Here is an 18,830-nt window from a genome sequence, read left to right as displayed (position 1 = left end):
TCAACCTGACTAACTCTAGCATATTCAAACTAACGAATTACCGAGTCGGCCAATTAGCCAATAAACGATTAGCCAAATGGCTGAATATTTTACTTCGGTTCTTAAGTCACAATAAAAACACTGCTAAAATAGGGAAGAGTTCGATCTCTTTCAAGAGCAGAAAACTTCTGGGCCCTACTCGTTTGATAAATTTTTATTACAAAATACCCCCGTTTCTCATTTAAAAAAATTCAGCCAACAGTTTCAGTGCGCGGATGGCGGAAATTACTCAGGCAATCACTTATATGATGTCCGGTTAATTGTTCATAATTAGCCCGTGTTTGTACTTAGGATTTTTGTTTTCTCTCGATGGATGAATCAGGACGGTACCTCCTGACACAGCCCCAAAATGGATCGCTGCGAAGCATAACAGTCGGGGAGAGATAACAATTTGAGACTAAAGTTCAAGCTTCCAGATTCATCTGTAAAGTAAATCTCAAATCTCATATCGACTGAAGAAGAATTTAATTATGGTTGTATAACCAGACATCATATTATCCACTTTATTAATTCACTGGCTTAGTGGAATTCGCGCAAAACTTTTCATCTACAATTGCCGAAGTAATACTGACAGGGTGCATTGATGATGACGGAATAATCAGGTCTTGCGGAACTACCACTGTCTTTTTACAAACCAGCTCGCTACTGCCTACAGAGGCAAAGTTCCAAGCATAAAATTCGGGAGTGCTGACTGTTGCATTGGCCGGATGTAAACCTAGTGCAGTCACTAATACTAATCCCAAAGTCACTAAAGCTACGATCGCGAATCTCAGCATATTCTTTGTTTGAACCCGACAACTTATCTGATTGGTATTACCTTATTATTGCCTGGGTGGATCGAGAGCGTCAACCGATTTTAGATTTTAGATTTTAGATTTTGGATTTTAGCATTGACCCCACGGATAAATTCGGGGAATCCTTTATCGGATACAGGTTTTTTATTTCTGGACGGATGAATCCGGGGGCTTGTATCCTGGATGCTTTCGGTCAATAGCAGTTATTCCGCCGTCAGGTTCAACTCGTAAGCGATCGGCTCAGATGCTTGAGAAACTACCACGAATTCATAATAACCAGCATCATCCAGCAATCCAGACCAACTAAGCCCCTCTGCATCTTCCAGCAAAGCTCGCGCGCCCTTTGTCCGCCCCGGAGTATAAATTGACAGTAGAGTAGATTTGGGCGGTGCTTGCAAATTCACGCGCAAAGTTTGATTTTGAGCGAACCTGGCAATGTAAGCTTTCCCTTCTCCGGGTTTGAGATTGCCTGTGAGGCGTTTGCTCTTCGATAGGCGGTCAAATTCAACGCTTTCGATAGTTGCTCCAGCTTGTAAGGCTTCGAGTTCGTCGGCGGTAATTGCTTGCCAAATTTGTCCGATCGGCAAACCGATGAGATTGCGATCGCGCGGCTGTTCTGGAAACCAATAAAAGAACCTAGCATCAGCCAAATCGTACAAAGCCCGACTGCTCAAATTCAGCTTGTTAACCTCAGTTTTCCAGCGATCGATATCGGCGGTGTCGTAAGTACCCAACCGCGCTCTAGCATTGCTGCTGAGATTTTCCAGCTTATGGAGCAACTCGTCGCCGATTTTTTGCCACCTTTCGCGCCACTGGCGATCTTCCTCGCCTTCTTTTAACAATCGTCCCCCCAATTCCGGGTATTTGGCATAAAAAGTCTCGTCCACAAGGTTGACGTAACCGCTATAGAATCGATCGTCAATTTTGAGCTTGACAAAGCGATCTTGCAAAGCATCTTCTTGCTGCTGCTTCGGGTTGGGAGCCTGGGGAACTTTCTGTACTTTTGATTGCAGATTTAACAAAGAATTGCCCGCAAACCAGCCAACTCCCCCCATAGTTGAGAGCACCGCCACCACCAACAAAACCATTTTCCAAGCAGGCATTTTTTGCTGATTGCCAATAGCTGCAACTCGCACCGGAGTTCCCGGCAGTTTTGGCGCGGGGGCGGGCACGGGTATAGGGGAGAGATCCGGCGGCTGCGCGATCCCAAAATCCGGGGCGGGTGGCAAAGGTGGCTGTAAAGGCGGATTGCCGGAGAGAGCGAGCATTACCTCGCGAGCCGAGGAGTAACGCTGGCTCGGCTGTTGAGCAAGCATTTTATCCAGCACCAGGGACAAATTCGGAGACAGAGAACATTCCGCCCGCCAGTTCCAATTCAGCGTCTGACTGTCGAGCAACTGATGCGGTTCCTTCCCAGTCAGCAACACCAAAACCGTGGCCGCCAGAGCGTACAAATCGCTGTGGGGATAGACGATTCCCATCTGCATCTGTTCGACGGGAGCGTAGCCGAGCTTGCCGATGCGAGTCGCGGGGGCGGGAGCGCCGTTAGCCTCAGCGAAAAGAGACTCTACGGTAGCGGCGACTTGTTTTACTCCGCCGAAGTCGATTAGCACGGGCATCCCGTCAGAACTCCGCAGAATCAGGTTGTCCGGGGAGATGTCGCGGTGAATCACTCCCAAAGAGTGAATGTATTCGAGCAGGGGCAAAATCTGCAGCAGCAGTTGATTGATTTCTGCTTCTATAAACCGCAAACCCTGACGCTTGCGGGCGTCGAGCAAAAAGCGGTAGGTTTGACCGGGAACGTAGTCTTGGACGAGAAATAGGTAGCCTCGATCGCTGATACTGACGCGGAAGAGTTCGCGAAAGCGGGGGATTTGATTGTGTTGCAGCTTGTAGAGCACTCCCGCTTCCCGCTCGAACAGTTCCTCGGATTTTTGTAAAGCGTAACTTCCATGTACTTGGGGCGCAAATTCTTTTAAAACGCAGGGTTCGTTAAATCGGTGGGCATCTTCAGCGAGGTAGGTGCGCCCGAAGCCTCCGTGTCCCAATTCGCGGACGATGCGGTAGTGGTTGTTGAGAGTTATGCCGGGGTAGATGGGATTGTTCATTGGAACTTGCTGCGTCGGATTTTCACGCTTGACTGAGACTGAGGATTTTGGGCGATCGCTGAATTAATCTTGCCATAGTGTGTCAGTGTTTATTAGTCGATCGGCAGCTTGGCTATCCCCTGTGGTTATTGTGAAAACAGCGGTTTCGTGCTGTGGAAGTTTATCCACTGCGCCATATTTTCGATCGACCTCAAAATGTGTTCAAATTTTGAGTGTCCAGCCCAATGTGCCATCCGGTCGCGCCGCGCTACTAATGGAATCTTGAGCGATCGAGGTGCAAAATACGCATTTTAAGGAGCAAATCATGCAGCCAGAACAGCGTCAGCGAGCAATTGGGGCGTTTGAAGAGTTTTTGAGGGCGCCGCTTGAGGAACGATTGCAACACCAGCAGAATCGAGTTGCCGAAGCCGGGGCGATCGCGCTTTTCCAAAAAGTCGCTGCCACAGTACCAGCTTACCAGACTTTCCTAGCTGAACATAACATCAATCCCGCCTCAATTCAAACCTTTGAAGACTTCCAAAAATTGCCCCTAATTACCAAAGAGAATTATTTACGCTGTCACCCACTACCTCAGTTGTGCCACCAGGGCAAATTAGAAACTTGCGATTTCATTGCTGTTTCATCGGGTTCGACAGGAAACCCGACATTTTGGCCGCGTTTTATCAGCGACGAGTTGCAAATTGCAACTCGTTTTGAACAAATATTTCACGACAGTTTTTACGCCGACAATTGCTCAACTTTAGCTGTCATTTGCTTTGCGTTGGGAACTTGGGTAGGCGGAATGTACACGGCAAATTGCTGCCGCTATATAGCGAGTAAGGGCTATCCCGTTACAGTTGTGACGCCTGGGAATAATAAGACTGAAATATTCAGAGTTGTGCAGGAACTTGGGGAGCATTTTGAGCAAGTAGTTTTGTTGGGATATCCGCCATTTATCAAGGATGTGATTGATAGCGGAATTTCTGGGGGTGTGGAGTGGCAAAAATACCGAATTAAGATGGTGTTTGCGGGGGAAGTGTTTAGCGAAGAATGGCGGAGTTTGGTGAGCGATCGCACTAATTCTGACAATCTATATTACAACTCTGCGAGCCTTTACGGTACTGCGGATGCCGGCGTTTTGGGCAACGAGACACCGCTGAGCATTTGCATCCGCCGCTTTTTAGCCAACAACCCGGAAGCAGCACGCAATTTATTCGGGGAATCGCGGTTGCCAACGCTGGTGCAGTACGATCCGAAAAGCCGCTTTTTTGAAGTGAATAATGACGGCACGCTGTTATTTTCTGGCGACAACGGCATCCCGCTAATACGCTATCACATCTCGGATAACGGCGGTTTAATTTGTTACGAAGCAATGCTCAATTTTTTGGCAGAATGGGGATTTAACCCTGTGGCACGTTTGCAGCAAGAAGCAGGTATGAAAGTTTCTGAGTTCCCCAGAGGAATTCGCTGCTTGCCCTTTGTCTATGTATTCGGGCGATCGCACTTTACCGTTTCCTACTTCGGTGCCAACATTTACCCGGAAAATGTCACCGTAGGTTTAGAAGTTCCCACCATTCGGGAATGGGTGACGGGAAAATTTGTACTGCAAGTCAAGGAAGATGCGGATCAAAATCGGTTTTTATCGGTGGTTGTGGAATTAGCAGCGGGGGTGGAGGGCGACGAGGAGATGCAGCAGGCGATCGCATCTTCAATTCTCGCGCAATTGCGGCGGCTAAACAGCGAATTTGCTAATTACGTTCCGCCAGAATATCAGTTACCTGTGGTGACATTAACGGAGATGGGCGATGCAGAGTATTTTCCGATTGGGGTGAAGCACCGATACACGCGGCAATAAGTAGTTTGAATTGATGAGCTATCAGTTTTCAAAAGTCTTGTGTTATTCTATAATTAGGGTAAGATTTGATGGTTAAGCTTAGAATATGCCAGCAAAAGACATCTACCACAATACTGTCAGAACAGCTCTAGAAAAAGACGGTTGGACGATAACAAACGATCCGCTAACCCTAGAAATTGGCGCTCGTTCCCTCTACGTCGATTTGGGTGCAGAAAAAATACTTGCTGCCGAAAAGCAAGGTCGCAAAATTGCTGTATAAGTAAAAAGTTTTTTGAGTATTTCACCCGTTCATGACTTAGAAGAAGCTTTGGGACAGTATATTGTCTACGAAGATATCTTAGAGCTTTCGGAACCAGAACGGAATATATATCTGGCTGTTCGGGAAGAAGTTTATCTAGATATTTTCTCTGAGCCACTGGGGCAACTTTTGTTGAGAAAAAAAAGACTAAAATTAATTGTTTTTGATTCATCAAAGTAGATAATTGTCAGATGGATAAACTAGATGAATATCGCCAATTTATTGAGAACATATTAGATAGTTATGCCCAGATTCCTTACCCATACGGGCAAGTAAAAAACAGCGTTATTGTTGACCGCGAACAAAACAATTTTTTACTGATACATGAAGGTTGGCAAGGGCCTCAAAGAATTCATGGGTGTATCGTTCATGTGGAAATTAGGGACGGCAAAATTTGGATTCAACAAGATGGTATAGAAACTGGAATTACCGCAGAACTTGTAGAATTAGGAGTGCCTAAAGACAAGATTGTTTTGGGGTTTCATCCCTATCACGTTCGGCAGCATACGGGATATGCGATCGCCTAAACCAGCTTACAATACAGGAAAATTGAATGAAAGGGCGATCGCTAGATTGTATCGGGATCAATATTTAATTCTCGCAGTTTCGCGGCCAGGCGATCGGCTCTTTGAGCTTCTTGTCCGGCTCGTTGAGCCTCTTCGTCGGCTCGTTCAGTCTCCCTTTCTGCAACCTCTTCAGGAGTAGGGACAAGCTCTCCTTCTGCTGTAAAGAAACGCAATTTTTCGCCACAAATTCCGAGACTCAAATCGAGCTGCTGACTCCGCAGATGCCCGAATTCGTTCGGTGCAATTGGTTCATATTCCCCGTCAACTAAATGAAACCCAGCTAATTCTAAAGTTTCTGGGTCAAACCAAAAGTAGTCGTGAGTGCGAAAAGTATCTTGATAGAGTTGTCTTTTAAAGTTTTTGTCTATATCCGCTGTTTTGGGCGACAAGATTTCAACGATGATATTGGGGTACTTTCCCTCTTCATCCCAAACTACCCAGCTTTTCCGAGTTTTACGTTCACTTCCGAGTGCCACAAAAAAGTCTGAGCCTCAGAAGTCCTTCGATTTGAGTTGCTTGGAACAGTAATAAAGGGTGAGGTTTCCAGCAGCATAGAAATCATTTCTATCTCGCCACAGCCATTCTAGACAGTTGAGGAGTAGGATTATTTGTCGGAGATCCAGTTCTGTTTCCACGGGAGGTTCGTCACTGTATAAATCGCCGGGCGGAAAGATAACATTTTCTGGTATTTCTTGTTCTAGTATCTCTTGGGTAGTAGCTAATTCTGCGGTTGCGGACATGGCTGCTGGGTGAGGAGTAAGAGGTTGTGTGTCTATTTTAGCAAGCTTTTCATATCTCTGCCCAAGACTATCATGAAACCCCGATCGCGCTTTTTGCCCAAAAACGCGATCTAGCACTCAATAATTAGTTTTTAACTATTAGCAATTAGCGTTTTATTGACCGTCAGTTTGTCTGAGAGCGGCCAGAATTTCCGGTCGCTTCATGCGCGCGTATCCCCGCACTTTCCTGTCTTTGCCGATCGCCTTCAACCGTCTCAACGAAAGACTTTCGTAGTCTTCTTCTGGGGACGGAGACGAAAACGGCAACTCCAACTGCAACTGCGGTAACTGAGGTTTCTGCTGTGCTTTCGACTGCTTCTTCGGCTGCGTTTTTGGCTGCTTCTTCGGCTGTGCCTCCGGCTGTCTTTCTGAGTGAGTCGCTGCGGCTCCCAGTTGGCTGCGGAGCGTTTCAATTTGATTTTTCAGGTCATTTTCTACATCTTCAATGGCGTCGGAAACAAACTGATTAATTGTTTGGACTGTGCGTTCTAGTTTTCTTGACAGCAGTTTTTCCAATTCATCCAACTGTCTCAAAGCACCTTCAAGATTTACCTCAGAAATAACAGCAGATGTCGGCGGACGGTTGCTGCTCGATTGTTCAATTTTTTTAGCCAATTTATCTACCTTTTCATGAAATGTTTTTTCAACTTGTTCAAGCAAATGCTTGATCTGTTCTATTTGGTTACGCTCAAAATTCTGCTCAGTTAGAGCTTTTATTTGCTTTTTTAGTAAATCTTCATTTTTTTTAACAGATTGTTCTATTTGTTTTGTTAGACTCTCTACCTTTTTTTGAAATGATAGCTCAAATTCTTGCAGTAGAGTCTCAATTTGTGCAGGTTTCTGAGTCGGTTGCGGAGCTAAATGTTCCATTTCTGTTTGAGCAACAGCTACCTCCTCGTCGCTCATTTCAAATACCCACGCCCACATTTGCTCGGTGCCGAGTTCTTTAGCAACAATACACCAATCTGAGCCGCAGACCACTTCATATTCTTCTTCGTTGCTGTAAGCTTCTGTAGGGCGTACAATTAAAGGAATCAAGTTGCTGCCTTGCTCGATCAAACTTCTCCTGAGAGCTTCGCGGCGTTCGCGAGGAATTTCGCCACGATGAGACTCTGGTATTGCAATTTGGGAAGTGTAAATCTGACTGTGACTAATGGGCTTAATCCGCAAATATTCAACTATTCGGTTTTGATCGGACGATCGATCCATCTTGTTACAAGTCCCCTTTTGTCATTAAAATCTGCTGTGTAGGTATTTATGTATGTTTGCACTTTACAGCCGGCGTTTTAAGGGATGCAGGACTAACCCAAGAACTCTAATTGTAGGGTGCGAGACAAACACCTTACTCAGACTCTGGTAAGTTAAAGGGTTTCTTGGGCTGAGTCTTCCCAGTCTGCGATCTAACTCGGTTATCTGGGGGAGATATGGCGTTGCTGCTGTAACTGTGCGGCTGGCTGTGCGGTGACAGCCCGGGCGATGGCGTCCCGCCCCGAAAGCTACGGCAAAAGTTACAGCAATTCCTAAAAAAAGCCACTGTGATGAGTTTAACTGCCTGCGGGACACCAAGGATACACAGCTTTACTCATCTTTACTTTTTTTGGCGTCAGGGCGATCGGGCTGGGGTTGCGAGTGGTCGCAGGAGTTGCGATTTATACGAAAGCCAGCTTTAATATCCCCTTTATTCTTTAGTCTCCAGCGAGAGGGACGGAAGTTCGTGTAGGATGGGTTTTAACCGCCGAGTCATATCGGGTTTTTCAACTTTTTTCGGGCGGGCTTTGAGCGCCCCAAAAATGCAATTGAGATGGCTGAAAGCTTATAAATATTTTTGCCACTTGTCAATAAGCTTAATCATTGTTTTCTCGCCTAACCCTTTACCTTTCATGCGTTCCAACACATTTTCAAAAGATGCAAACTGCTGCAAATCTCGCTCTTTGATGATTTGTTCTATTGTTTGAGCTTTTATGCCAGCATTTTTCAAATTTGTAGCCAATTTGAATTTATCTTGAGTGTTGAGTGCTTCCAACAGCGGAACAGGTTTGGGAATCCGACTTTCAACATCTTTAACCCTCTCTATCAACGCCTGTTTTTCCCGCGTATACTCGGCTTTCAATTCATTAATTCTGTTTTCCAATCGAGTTTCAATATTGGTCAGCCGCTGTTCAAAACTGGAGGACGGTTGCGGAACCACAGTTACACTTGGATTGTCAATGATTGCGGTTTTTCTGAGAATCTCAAGTTGTTCGAGGAGAAGTTCTTCATTTTCTTCTTCCAGGATGAATGCTCCGATTGTCTCGCCTTTGAGAGGTTCTATTTCCTTTGCTCTCGCCGCTGCGTAGTATTCAAAATTTCCGTCTACTATTTCGTAGGCATCCATACCGTTGCGGCGGACAATTATCGGATTAATCAATCCTCCTGACTCTAAAATCAGTCTCGCTAGTTTCTCCAAATCAGGCTCTGCAAAATTGGAACGGGGAACTGCGGATGTTATTTTTTTAACTGCAACCAGTGACGGAGATAATTTTTTCATTAGTTTTTACCTATTTTTTCCAAAACTTCGAGTGCTAGCATTTCAAATTCTTGGGATGCGATGCAATCAGGCTTAAAGTCTAGCACTGAAATGGGATCGGAGATTTCCATATTTCCCACGATTTGAAATTGTTCTGCACACTTTGCTAAATCGTCTCTCTCGTAAATTACGCTGTCCATGATTTCAAAGCCGTAGCGTTTGGGAATTGCCTCCCTCCGTTTGGGCAAACTGTACTGTACAAATTTACTATTAGTTGAGATTTTGCAAGAGAGTACGCCTAAAACTTCTAGAGGTTTCTTGCCAATTTGTTTTTTGAATCCATTAACTTTTTTAATAAAATCCTTGACATTAATCAGTCCTTGATTCGCAAAAGGTTTTAAGTCAGAAGGAATAATTAAATAATCAGCCGCAATTAGGGCAACTCTAGCATAAAAATTTAACGATGGTGGCGTATCGATCAGTACAATATCATATTTATCCTGTACTTCGGCTAGTTTTTGAATTAAAATCATTCGGCTGTAATCTAGTTGATTGAGTTCCGTTTCATATTGCATTAAATCAATATGGGAAGGAATCACATCAATTTCGGGATTGCAAAAATTAGACTTGCGAGCTACTTCTTCGATCGAGAAAAAGTCTTCTGATTGCAAAACTTGAAGAATATTATTATCTTTCAAATCGTCTTGTTCTTCATCCTCAAATTTTACTAAACCAGTCGCAAAGGTTGTATTTGCCTGACTGTCTAAGTCGATGACTAATACTCTGTTACCTTTCTTGCTCAGCGCTGCTGCTAAGTTGACTACTGTTGTAGTTTTACCCACGCCGCCTTTGTTATGGTAAACTGCAATGATTTTCATAGTATTTTGGCTTTTTTGGGGAACGGTTACATCGGATTTAACTTGAGGCTTAACTGGATAATTTTCAGGTATTTGTTCCGGTTCAGAGATTTGACTTGGCTCAGGTTCTGCGGGGGCGGGATTGTTGGGCTGTACTGGGACTTCGCTAACTAACTCAGGACTAACCAAACTAATTTTACTATCTTCCAGTTTGAGATTATCGGGATTTTTTATAAATTTTAAACTATCTCTGCCAATTAAAGCGATAATTTCATCAATTCTATTTTCAAGGTCTTTTCCAGCACACTTAAAGACTAGCTGAATATCATCGGCAACTCTTTGGTAAATTCTAATTTCTTTACCGTTAGTTATGAGTCCGTAGCGGATGCTCAAACTTGTTAAATAGCGATGGAGTTTTCGCAGGTGGCGGTCTAAATTTTCCTTCGGATGTTTAGCCTCCATAACTACACTCATCGGCGACTCTGCATCGACAAGTATGGGGATAACTTGGGTGGCAAATGAGAGGAAGTCTAAACGAATATTCCCAAATGCTATTTCTTGGTGCCAAGTGTCCGGCGTATAGCCTAACTTTGGTAGCAGATAGCTGACAATCAGTTTGCTTTCTACTTCGCTTTCGTTGCGACAGTTATTGGGATTGAAAGTCATTCGATTTTAGATTTTAGATTTTAGATTTTAGATTGGAAATGACTGATTTAATAATGGTAGGGATTATGATATTGACAGTAGGGCGCGCATTCCTCCCTTTACAAAGGCTACGGATTGTAATATCGAAAAACCCGGTTGTGTTTTACAAACCGGGTTTTTCTGGCCTTTATCGCGTTTAAAACTTACTTGGTTTTAGCGTTAAATTCCTGCAATGTTTGATAGCCACCAGCGGGATTGTATAGGTGACAGTTGTCGGCAATCCGCTTCATTAAAGACCAAGAAAATTCTGTTTCGTAGAGATGATCTTGCCAATTTTCCTTTAAGCTGCTGTGGGCGAGGCGCAAATTGTACCAGGGAATAGCAGTTGAAAGGTGGTGGGGAACGTGCACGTTAATGTCGTGGCACAGAAACTCTACCCAGCGGGGATAATCGCAGTGAACTGTTCCCGATAGTTGCGCTTGGGCTTCGTTCCATTCTTCGGGTTCTTTAAATGAAATGTCTGGTGCTGTGTGATGAACGATCGTAAAAGTGCTCATCCAGAAATGGTAAACCAGCCAGGGCATCAACCAAAATTTGACAAATCCCCAAATGCCTGTGGTTGCAATTAAAATCGGAAATCCGATCGCAGCACCGATTAAAACCACTAAGACAGAAAACCGCACTTGTTCTTGTTTCTGTTTTCCTGTGAACCGCCACCACATAAAGTGTACTTTTGCCCAGTGGGCGATCGAGCCGATCCACCACATCCAACCGAATATTAAACTATAAGCTACTTGTAAAGCCTTGGGCGCGCCAGCGTAGTCTGCTGCTGTCATCGGGTGCCAAGCATTATCCTCACCAAGTTTGTTGGTGTGTTTGTGGTGATAATTGTGTCCGTGCCGCCATGCGTGAAACGGATAAATTAACGGCAAGAATGCGAGATGTCCGACTAAATCGTTTACCCAGCGGCGGTTAGCAAATGACCGGTGTCCGCAGTCGTGTCCGATCACAAAAAAACCGGTTAATCCGGTGCCTGTGAAAATCCACATTAGGGGTAGTAGAAACCAAGGCGATACTGCTATGCCCCAGTAACCGACAGCAACTAAAAGAACGTTGACGATTACTTTTGTCCAAGCTTTGCGGGGATTTTTGACGAATACTTCCCGCGGCAGGGTTTTGAGAATATCTTTGAGGCGCAGGTTGGAAGTGTCACTTGCGGATGTCAAATTTAGTGGTTTTTCGATCGATGCTGTCATAAACTGATTTCGATTCTCCGTATGCCATGAGGATGGCTTAACAAATTAGCGCAATAAAAAAGCGCCATAAAATGTCAGCTCGTTGCCAGCAAGCAGCAGACGAGTTGAGCTGTAGGCAAGCGCGTTTTAGCAAAAGCTAGCGATCGCTATCCGCAGTTAGGAATTTCTAGCACTTTCGGCAAAAAACACTGCGGGTAGCAAAACCTTTGTTTTTATAACACAGGGGCAGGACAATTAGCATTAGCGACTGTTGTCTGCTAATTGCTGTTGCTGCCAGAAATGGGGTCGAGAGCCGGCAAGCCAGCGATCGAGCGTTGCTGTTTGAGGCTTTGCACTTCCAGCAGCAAGGATTCGATTTCCGCTTGCAAGTGCAGGAACTTAACTTGCTGATCGGCTTGGTAGGGGCACTTCACCGAATTTACTTTGCGGGCTAAACTGGTCGATAGCGTAGAAGAACTAGCCATTTCGGGATTGCTCGCGGTGACTTGAGGCCGGGAAAGAGTCGATGAATTATTTGACATCAGTAATTGAGTAGACATATCTACACATTCACACCATTAAGTTACTTTAACCTGAACCGATCGTATTAAACATCAAATTAACCGATCGAGCTAAAATTAGTGTAAATTCTTCGGCCATTGCCTAAAACCATTGACACCGTGACCCTGATTCTACCTGCTACTGACTCTGCTGCTAACTCCGCTGCCCGCGCAGCCGAGCCGAAACGCTACGGCTGGCCCGGCTTGATCGAAGCTTATCGCCCCTACCTGCCGGTGACGGAAACCACGCCGGTAGTGACCCTCCAAGAAGGCAATACTCCCCTGATTCCAGCACCTGCGATCGCTTCTCTCATCGGTAGAGACGTGCGCGTCTTGGTCAAATACGACGGCCTCAACCCCACTGGTAGTTTCAAAGACCGGGGGATGACAATGGCGATTTCCAAGGCGAAGGAAGCTGGTGCGGAGGCAGTAATTTGCGCCAGTACCGGCAATACTTCGGCCGCCGCCGCCGCCTACGCCCGACGCGGGGGGATGCGAGCTTTCGTGTTGATTCCCGAGGGTTACGTGGCTTTGGGCAAGTTGGCGCAAGCTTTGCTTTACGGTGCGGAAGTCATTTCGATTGGCGGAAATTTCGATCGAGCCTTAGAAATTGTCCGCGAAATGGCTGTTAACTACCCCGTGACTTTGGTAAATTCGGTGAATCCTTACCGCTTGGAAGGTCAGAAAACCGGAGCTTTTGAAGTCGTTGACGCCTTGGGCGACGCCCCCGACTGGCTGTGCATTCCCGTCGGAAATGCGGGAAATATCACAGCATACTGGATGGGTTTTTGTCAATACCACCAAGCAAAAAAATGTTCGCGCTTGCCGCAGATGATGGGATTTCAAGCCGCGGGGGCTGCGCCGTTGGTGACGGGAGAACCGGTGGCGCACCCGGACACCCTGGCGACGGCAATTCGGATTGGGAATCCGGCTAGCTGGAAACAGGCGATCGCAGCTTCCGAAGCCAGCCGCGGCAGTTTTGCCGCTGTCACCGACGCCGAAATTCTGGACGCTTACCGTTTGTTAGCATCGCAGGAAGGGATTTTCTGCGAACCGGCGAGTGCAGCTTCTGTGGCCGGCTTGCTGAAGGTAAAAGACCAAGTTCCCACTGGGGCGACGGTGGTTTGCGTGCTGACTGGTAACGGTTTGAAAGACCCGGATACCGCAATTAATCACAGCAACAATCTGTTTAAAAGCGGCATTGCTCCGACTTTGGATGCGGTAGCTGGGGCGATGGGATTTTAGAAGAAGGAAGAAGGAACAGGGAAGAAGGAAGAAGGAAGATAGAAACAGGCAAGATGCCTGTTCCACTCTTAGTTAAAATCTCTTGTGGGGAGTAGGGGTTGGGCATCTTGCCCGCCCGTAAGCCCATCGAAACAGGCAAGATGCCTGTTCCACTCTTAGTTAAAATCTCTTATGAGGTGGACTAAAATTACTCAAAGTCCCCCTTCTTAAGGGGAATTTAGGGGGATCTAGGCTCGGCGACAAGCGATATCTACAGAGGGTTTTATATAACAAGCGAGCGAGTAAAACTTTTGAATTCTAATCAAAGGAAGGGTCTGTATACCATTTCTTGACATTCTCGTACCATTGACTCGCCTGCTTGTATTCCTCAACTATCTCAGCCGGAGTATTGTCATCTAATTCCCAAGGACACAAATCACTATGCTGAAATTCACAACTAACGTAATAGCCTCGCGGTAAAGTCTTCCAATAAGTTGCTTTCCAGGGTTCCAGTACATTCCATTTTTCGGTTCCTGGGATATGTTCATACATGAAAAGCAAACGATCTAAAGCCAGTAATTGCTCTATTATTTCTCGTTGAGTACCGAGAAATCCTTCTTCATAAGGAAACTGACCAAGAAAATTTACAATGGAAAACTTATTCCAATCAGGATCAGCCATTGCTTCCCATCTAGCACCACCTTGAGGAGTTAAATAGTAGCTAGCTAGAAGTCTCCCGTCTAAGTGGTCTTGAATGCCAGCTCTTGTTAAGATAACATTTGAAGTTCCCTCGGTGTCATCTTCATCGGCAAAAACCTTTGCTTTAATGTCCCCTCTCTGAAATAAGGAATCCGCTGCAAGTGCTGTTTCAGCATGAGATAAGTGCATTGAGTATGCAACTCTTCTTAGTTCGTAGTAGTTGTCTATTACAGCAAACTCAAGAATCAAGTATTCGATTTTTGGATTCGGAGTTTGTGCTAATGCTGGGTAAGAGTTGAGATATTCATCTCCAAACAAACTTGATGGGTTTGTATCTAATTCTGGCTCCGTATACCAATGCAAAATTTCTGAGTTCCACTGCCTTGCTTGTCGATCTTTGTCAATCCACTCTTGGGGTGTATTTGAGTTGATGCACCATTCAAAATGTCGATACTGGTAAGTAACTTTGTAAGCTTTGGGTAAAGTTTTCCAGTACGTTGCCTCCCAGCACTCTATTTTCTCCCAAACACAAGTTTCTAGAAGAATAGTTTGGCTTTCTAAATGTTCGCTAAGATTTATGATTTTTTCGATTATCTGCCGAGAACAACAGGTTATTTGTGATTTAATTAAGCCAGTTATTTCATCACGTCTATAACCCATATACCATTGTCTATAATGGTTCCAATTGGGATGAGTTAAGCTTTCCCACCTTGCTCCCCCTTGAGGAGTTAAGTAGTAAAAAGCGTTGATTTTTCCATCCAAGTGTGCCTGAATTTGAGAGCGATTTAAGGTAATATCTTCAATTAATTTTTCCGTTTCAGTGCAAAATGCAGCTAAAATGTAACCTTTATGAAATAAGCGCTCGGCTGCTACTGCCACCTCAGTATGAGAGAGTCTCCAATCCGATGCCACATTTTTGAGAGTTTCATAATGTTCTATAACCGAAGAAAGAATCAGGTACTCTATTCTATGGATAGTCATATTGTGTATTCGCGAATGACCTTCGGCGATGAAAGATGATTCAAACTTCTATTTACCCCTAACCGATGCAGGCTTTCAGAAACTCAGTCGATCGCAAAAACTGGCTTTCTCTGTTTTCACTAACGATCGGCGATCGCCCGCTCGACGATAAACCCGATCCGATCGCCTAAAATAACACTTAACACTTTTGCTATTCTACCATGACTAAGCCTACTGCAACCCTGTTAATTGCCTGTCCCGATCGCAAAGGACTCGTCGCCTTACTTGCCAATTTTATAGCCTCCCACAACGGCAATATCATTCACGCGGATCACCATACAGATTTTACCGCCGGATTATTTCTGAGCCGACTCGAATGGCAATTAGATGATTTTGACTTAACCACCGAACAAATAACACCTGCTTTTAGTGAAATTGCCAAGGACTTACAAGCCAATTGGCAATTGCATTTCTCTCATAAAATTCGACGCATCGCAATCTGGGTAAGCCGTCAAGATCACTGTTTATTAGACTTGATTTGGCGACAGCGAGCGCAAGAAATCAGAGGTGAAATTCCGCTGATTATCAGCAACCATGAAAATTTAAAGCCCATTGCCACACAATACGGTATCGACTTTGAGTATATTCCCATTACTAAAGACAATAAAGCTATTCAAGAAGCACAACAGTTAGAAATCCTTAAAAAATATAAGATTGATTTAGTAGTTTTGGCTAAATATATGCAAATCTTGAGCCAAGACTTTATCATAAAGTTTCCCAATGTGATTAATATTCACCATTCATTTTTACCCGCGTTTGTGGGTGCAAATCCTTACGAAAGAGCTTATGAAAGAGGGGTAAAAATTATCGGTGCAACAGCCCACTATGTTACACCTGATTTAGATGCGGGCCCGATTATCGAACAAGATGTTGTGCGCGTGAGTCACCGCGATGAAGTGTCAGATTTGGTTCGCAAAGGTAAAGATTTAGAAAGAGTTGTGTTAGCAAGGGCGGTGCGATATCATTTACAAAATCGTGTTTTAGTTTACGGCAATCGGACTGTGGTTTTTGCTTGAAAATTAGGCATGATATCCATCGGGTTTGTTACTCCTTCGATCGCTCGGCGAGTGATATCAATTCCGGTTACACGATCGAAGTGCAGCGCATCCCAAAGTTTTGCTCAGCTTGACATTTTGCATGACTTGTGATGGGGTTAAGATTGTCCGTTGCCGTCGAGTTGCGATCGCCCAAAGGCCTGTTTTCCCACAGAGCCCCCAATAGGGCGAGGTTTCGGAACCTTGCTTTTACCCGCAGGCCATCCTTCACGCTGCTGGGAGCGATCGCCATCGGTTTCTTCTGTTTGGTCGTGAAACAAAATTTGTCGCGTGGGATAAGGCAAATCGATGCCGTTTTCCACAAGCTTTTTTTTAATAGCACAAATTACCTTGTCGCGCGATCGCATATCGTCAATTCGGCGCGGCGGAGCAATCCACCATCGAACGCGAATATTGACGGTACTTTCTGCTAGCTCAACCACCAGCACATCGGGTGCAGGATCTTTCAACACCTCATTTACGGTGTACAATCCTTCCAGCATTAACTTCTTGGCGCGGTCAATATCGTCGTTGTAACCAATACCAAAATCGTATTCCGTGCGGCGTTTATCGAAAGCGGTATTCACCGTCACCGAATTCGTAAACAATTCGGCATTGGGAATGACAATCCGGCGACCATCATAAGTTAGGATTGTTGTAGCGCGGGTCTCAATATTTTCTACCGTTCCCTCAAAGTTTTTAAACACAATTTGGTCATCGATTCGGAACGGTTCCGTCAACAGAATTAAGATACCGGCTAAGAAGTTTTGCAAGATATCCCGAAAGGCAAAACCAATTGCCACCCCGCTAATTCCCAGCAGTTGAATCAAATCCCCAGCTTTAAATGTGGGAATTACAATCGAAAGCGCAACAAACAGACCAACTAGAACGATCGTACTCTGGGTTAACCGTCCTAACACCAGCCCCAAATTTCGAGCTTGGTGGTGGTTGCGAGTAAGCCGCCTGACCACTCTCTTAATTTGCCCCCCCACAAAGTAAAAAAATGCAAAGACAATTAAGGCCAGCACAATATTAGGCAGCATGATCGTAAAGCTGTCGATCATGCTCTGAATCTTTTTCCAGACTATGGATATCTCTGCGTTCATGAAGTTTCCTCGCGCATCAGTCGTTGTCGATAGTAGTAAAATTTAGCTCGATTAAGTTCTATCTAAAGACTGTAGGTTGGTACGATGCGAGGAATATTTTTTGGATGTTTTAAAAATTTTGAATGCAGATTATAGGTTGGGATATAGTACAGTTAGATCGATTAGTAAACCATCTGTAGATGGGGAATAATAAAGAAGCGGATGAATTAATGCCCTCTAATAGCAGGAACAGCAAAAACAACGCATCGCTGACTAAATCCCACCTGCTAAGGGGACTCGCCATGCCGACAATTCCTGAATTTTTAACTCTTAATTCCCAAAGGGCGGTAAGTCGAGTAACTGATTTTTAGAAGGTGGAAGCTGGGCGGGATTTTTGCCTGGGGCGGAAGTTTGGCGGATTTCCAGGGCAGTTTCACCAGGATTTGCAGTGCGAGTAGGTACTATCTCCAAAGAATATACTGTCTCGGTTTTTGCAGGAGCGGGATTTTGGGCTTTCGCGAGCAAGTCAACAGCATCTCCGAGGGCGCTAGTTAAATTTTTGCTAGTTTCGGCGTGACGGGCTTCTTCTTGTTTGAGGGCTTGAGTGAGTTGTTTAACTTGTTCGATCGCCCGATCGCGCTCTTCGAGAACTTCTGCTAACTTAGCTTTAAGTTCGCCTACTGTCTGCAGTTGTGCGATTTCTTGCTGGCGAGCAACCCCAGCATCATCGCCTTCGGGCACAAGGGGGGAAAAATTTTGTAATTGCTCTATTTGTGCTTCCAGAGAAGCGATGATTTGCTGAGTTAATTTAGCATCATTCCGCCGCTGCTCGGCTTCGGTATTGTAGAGTTGGCGCCACTGAGCGGCACTTTCACCGGCCTCATCGCGATCGCGCGAAACTTCTGTTAACTGCTGTTGCAGCCGCTTGATTTCATCTAACCACTGTCTGACATCCTGAGCCATATTGATTTTAGATTTTAGATTTTAGATTTTAGATTAGCAATGGCTTAATTAAGTAACGCTCCTTATTTCCAGTTGCGCGATCGTCCTGCATCCATTTTCCATTTTCGAGTTCCCCCTCTCCTGTGCGCTATGAACATTTATTACTGGTTGCGCTACCTGATTTTAGCTTTGTTTAAGGCGCTTTTAAGCTTGCTTCGAGCTCTCAAACGGAAATTTGGGGGTTTTTGGCTGTTTTGTCGGTGTTTGACTTGGGGCACGCTCAAGGAAGTCGGGGCGAAGGCGGGAGAACAGCGCTTGCCGGGGCTGTCTGCGGAAATGGCCTACAATTCTATGCTGGCGCTGTTTCCGGGGCTGTTGGCTATTTTATCTGCGATCGCTATCTTTGAACCTTTGCAGTTAACACTTTATCAAATCGCCCGTCTTTTGGGCGAAGTTATACCCGATGACGTGCGGAATTTGATTGGTGGCTTAATCAAAGAAATTATGTTAACTCGGAGTAAAGGGCTGGGTAGTGCTTTTATGTAAAGGATAGAGGATAATAGCACTACCCCAATCTTTTGAGGAGTCTCATGATGAAACCCTAT

At 45.1% G+C, this 18,830-nt stretch carries 15 protein-coding genes and 2 pseudogenes; 6 read left to right on the top strand and 11 right to left on the bottom strand.

The features are described 5' to 3' along the window. Nucleotides 1–545: 545 nt before the first annotated feature. Both QUA53_RS04490 and QUA53_RS04485 read right to left on the bottom strand, forming a co-directional pair. On the bottom strand, nt 546–815 hold the full coding sequence (locus QUA53_RS04490) for a hypothetical protein (RefSeq protein ID WP_333094641.1): 270 nt from the start codon (nt 813–815) through the stop codon (nt 546–548). 221 nt (nt 816–1,036) lie between these two features. Continuing rightward, complete coding sequence (locus QUA53_RS04485) at nt 1,037–2,941, bottom strand: serine/threonine-protein kinase (RefSeq protein WP_333094639.1); 1,905 nt, start codon at nt 2,939–2,941, stop codon at nt 1,037–1,039. A gap of 304 nt (nt 2,942–3,245) precedes the next feature. Between QUA53_RS04485 and QUA53_RS04480 the strand changes: the two genes are divergently transcribed. From QUA53_RS04480 to QUA53_RS04470, 3 genes and pseudogenes are all read left to right on the top strand, one after another. Beyond that, nucleotides 3,246–4,775, top strand: a complete 1,530-nt coding sequence (locus tag QUA53_RS04480) for a phenylacetate--CoA ligase family protein (protein WP_333094638.1) — start codon at nt 3,246–3,248, stop codon at nt 4,773–4,775. An 85-nt stretch (nt 4,776–4,860) separates the two neighbouring features. Further along, nucleotides 4,861–5,253 (top strand): annotated as a pseudogene (locus QUA53_RS04475) (XisH family protein). 11 nt (nt 5,254–5,264) lie between these two features. Then, nucleotides 5,265–5,600: a XisI protein gene (locus tag QUA53_RS04470; RefSeq protein ID WP_333094637.1), complete on the top strand. Its 336-nt coding sequence runs from the start codon at nt 5,265–5,267 to the stop codon at nt 5,598–5,600. A 41-nt stretch (nt 5,601–5,641) separates the two neighbouring features. Here the strand turns inward: QUA53_RS04470 and QUA53_RS04465 are convergent. The 6 genes and pseudogenes from QUA53_RS04465 to QUA53_RS04440 all read right to left on the bottom strand — a co-directional run bounded on the left by QUA53_RS04465 (nt 5,642) and on the right by QUA53_RS04440 (nt 12,221). Continuing rightward, nucleotides 5,642–6,379 (bottom strand): annotated as a pseudogene (locus QUA53_RS04465) (Uma2 family endonuclease). A 153-nt stretch (nt 6,380–6,532) separates the two neighbouring features. Beyond that, nucleotides 6,533–7,627 carry a Rho termination factor (modular protein) gene (locus QUA53_RS04460; protein WP_333094636.1) on the bottom strand — a complete coding sequence of 365 codons (1,095 nt, stop codon included), beginning with the start codon at nt 7,625–7,627 and terminating at the stop codon, nt 6,533–6,535. 604 nt (nt 7,628–8,231) lie between these two features. Continuing rightward, entirely contained in the window at nt 8,232–8,945 is a 714-nt protein-coding gene (locus tag QUA53_RS04455; RefSeq protein ID WP_333094635.1) for a ParB N-terminal domain-containing protein, read from the bottom strand. Next, nucleotides 8,945–10,447, bottom strand: a complete 1,503-nt coding sequence (locus tag QUA53_RS04450) for an AAA family ATPase (RefSeq protein ID WP_333094634.1) — start codon at nt 10,445–10,447, stop codon at nt 8,945–8,947. Before QUA53_RS04450 ends, QUA53_RS04455 begins: the two co-directional genes overlap by 1 nt. 182 nt (nt 10,448–10,629) lie before the next feature. Next, entirely contained in the window at nt 10,630–11,682 is a 1,053-nt protein-coding gene (locus tag QUA53_RS04445; RefSeq protein ID WP_333094633.1) for a fatty acid desaturase, read from the bottom strand. 257 nt (nt 11,683–11,939) lie between these two features. After that, nucleotides 11,940–12,221: a hypothetical protein gene (locus QUA53_RS04440; RefSeq protein ID WP_333094632.1), complete on the bottom strand. Its 282-nt coding sequence runs from the start codon at nt 12,219–12,221 to the stop codon at nt 11,940–11,942. Between the two features lie 120 nt (nt 12,222–12,341). On the opposite strand from QUA53_RS04440, the gene thrC reads away from it, so the two are divergent. After that, entirely contained in the window at nt 12,342–13,466 is a 1,125-nt protein-coding gene (gene thrC, locus QUA53_RS04435; RefSeq protein ID WP_445304911.1) for a threonine synthase, read from the top strand. Between the two features lie 297 nt (nt 13,467–13,763). Here thrC and QUA53_RS04430 read toward each other — a convergent pair whose 3' ends face one another. Further along, nucleotides 13,764–15,125, bottom strand: coding sequence for a hypothetical protein (locus tag QUA53_RS04430; protein ID WP_333248706.1), 1,362 nt, complete (start codon nt 15,123–15,125; stop codon nt 13,764–13,766). Nucleotides 15,126–15,325: 200 nt separating this feature from the next. On the opposite strand from QUA53_RS04430, the gene purU reads away from it, so the two are divergent. Continuing rightward, a complete protein-coding gene (purU, locus tag QUA53_RS04425; RefSeq protein WP_333094630.1) occupies nt 15,326–16,180 on the top strand; it encodes a formyltetrahydrofolate deformylase in 855 nt (284 codons plus the stop codon). Nucleotides 16,181–16,317: 137 nt separating this feature from the next. Here purU and QUA53_RS04420 read toward each other — a convergent pair whose 3' ends face one another. Next, nucleotides 16,318–17,304, bottom strand: a complete 987-nt coding sequence (locus tag QUA53_RS04420) for a mechanosensitive ion channel family protein (protein ID WP_333094629.1) — start codon at nt 17,302–17,304, stop codon at nt 16,318–16,320. Between the two features lie 309 nt (nt 17,305–17,613). Further along, nucleotides 17,614–18,246 carry a hypothetical protein gene (locus tag QUA53_RS04415; RefSeq protein WP_333094628.1) on the bottom strand — a complete coding sequence of 211 codons (633 nt, stop codon included), beginning with the start codon at nt 18,244–18,246 and terminating at the stop codon, nt 17,614–17,616. Between the two features lie 129 nt (nt 18,247–18,375). Here QUA53_RS04415 and QUA53_RS04410 point away from each other — a divergent pair, with 129 nt between their 5' ends. Continuing rightward, a complete protein-coding gene (locus QUA53_RS04410) occupies nt 18,376–18,771 on the top strand; it encodes a YhjD/YihY/BrkB family envelope integrity protein (RefSeq protein WP_333094627.1) in 396 nt (131 codons plus the stop codon). The last annotated feature ends 59 nt before the right edge of the window (nt 18,772–18,830 follow it).

It is taken from the genome of Microcoleus sp. Pol12B3 (assembly GCF_036701355.1).
In the GTDB taxonomy this organism is placed as follows: Bacteria; Cyanobacteriota; Cyanobacteriia; order Cyanobacteriales; family Microcoleaceae; genus Microcoleus.
Note: the sequence above shows the minus strand (reverse complement) of the source record. Positions and strands in the feature narration are given on the sequence as shown.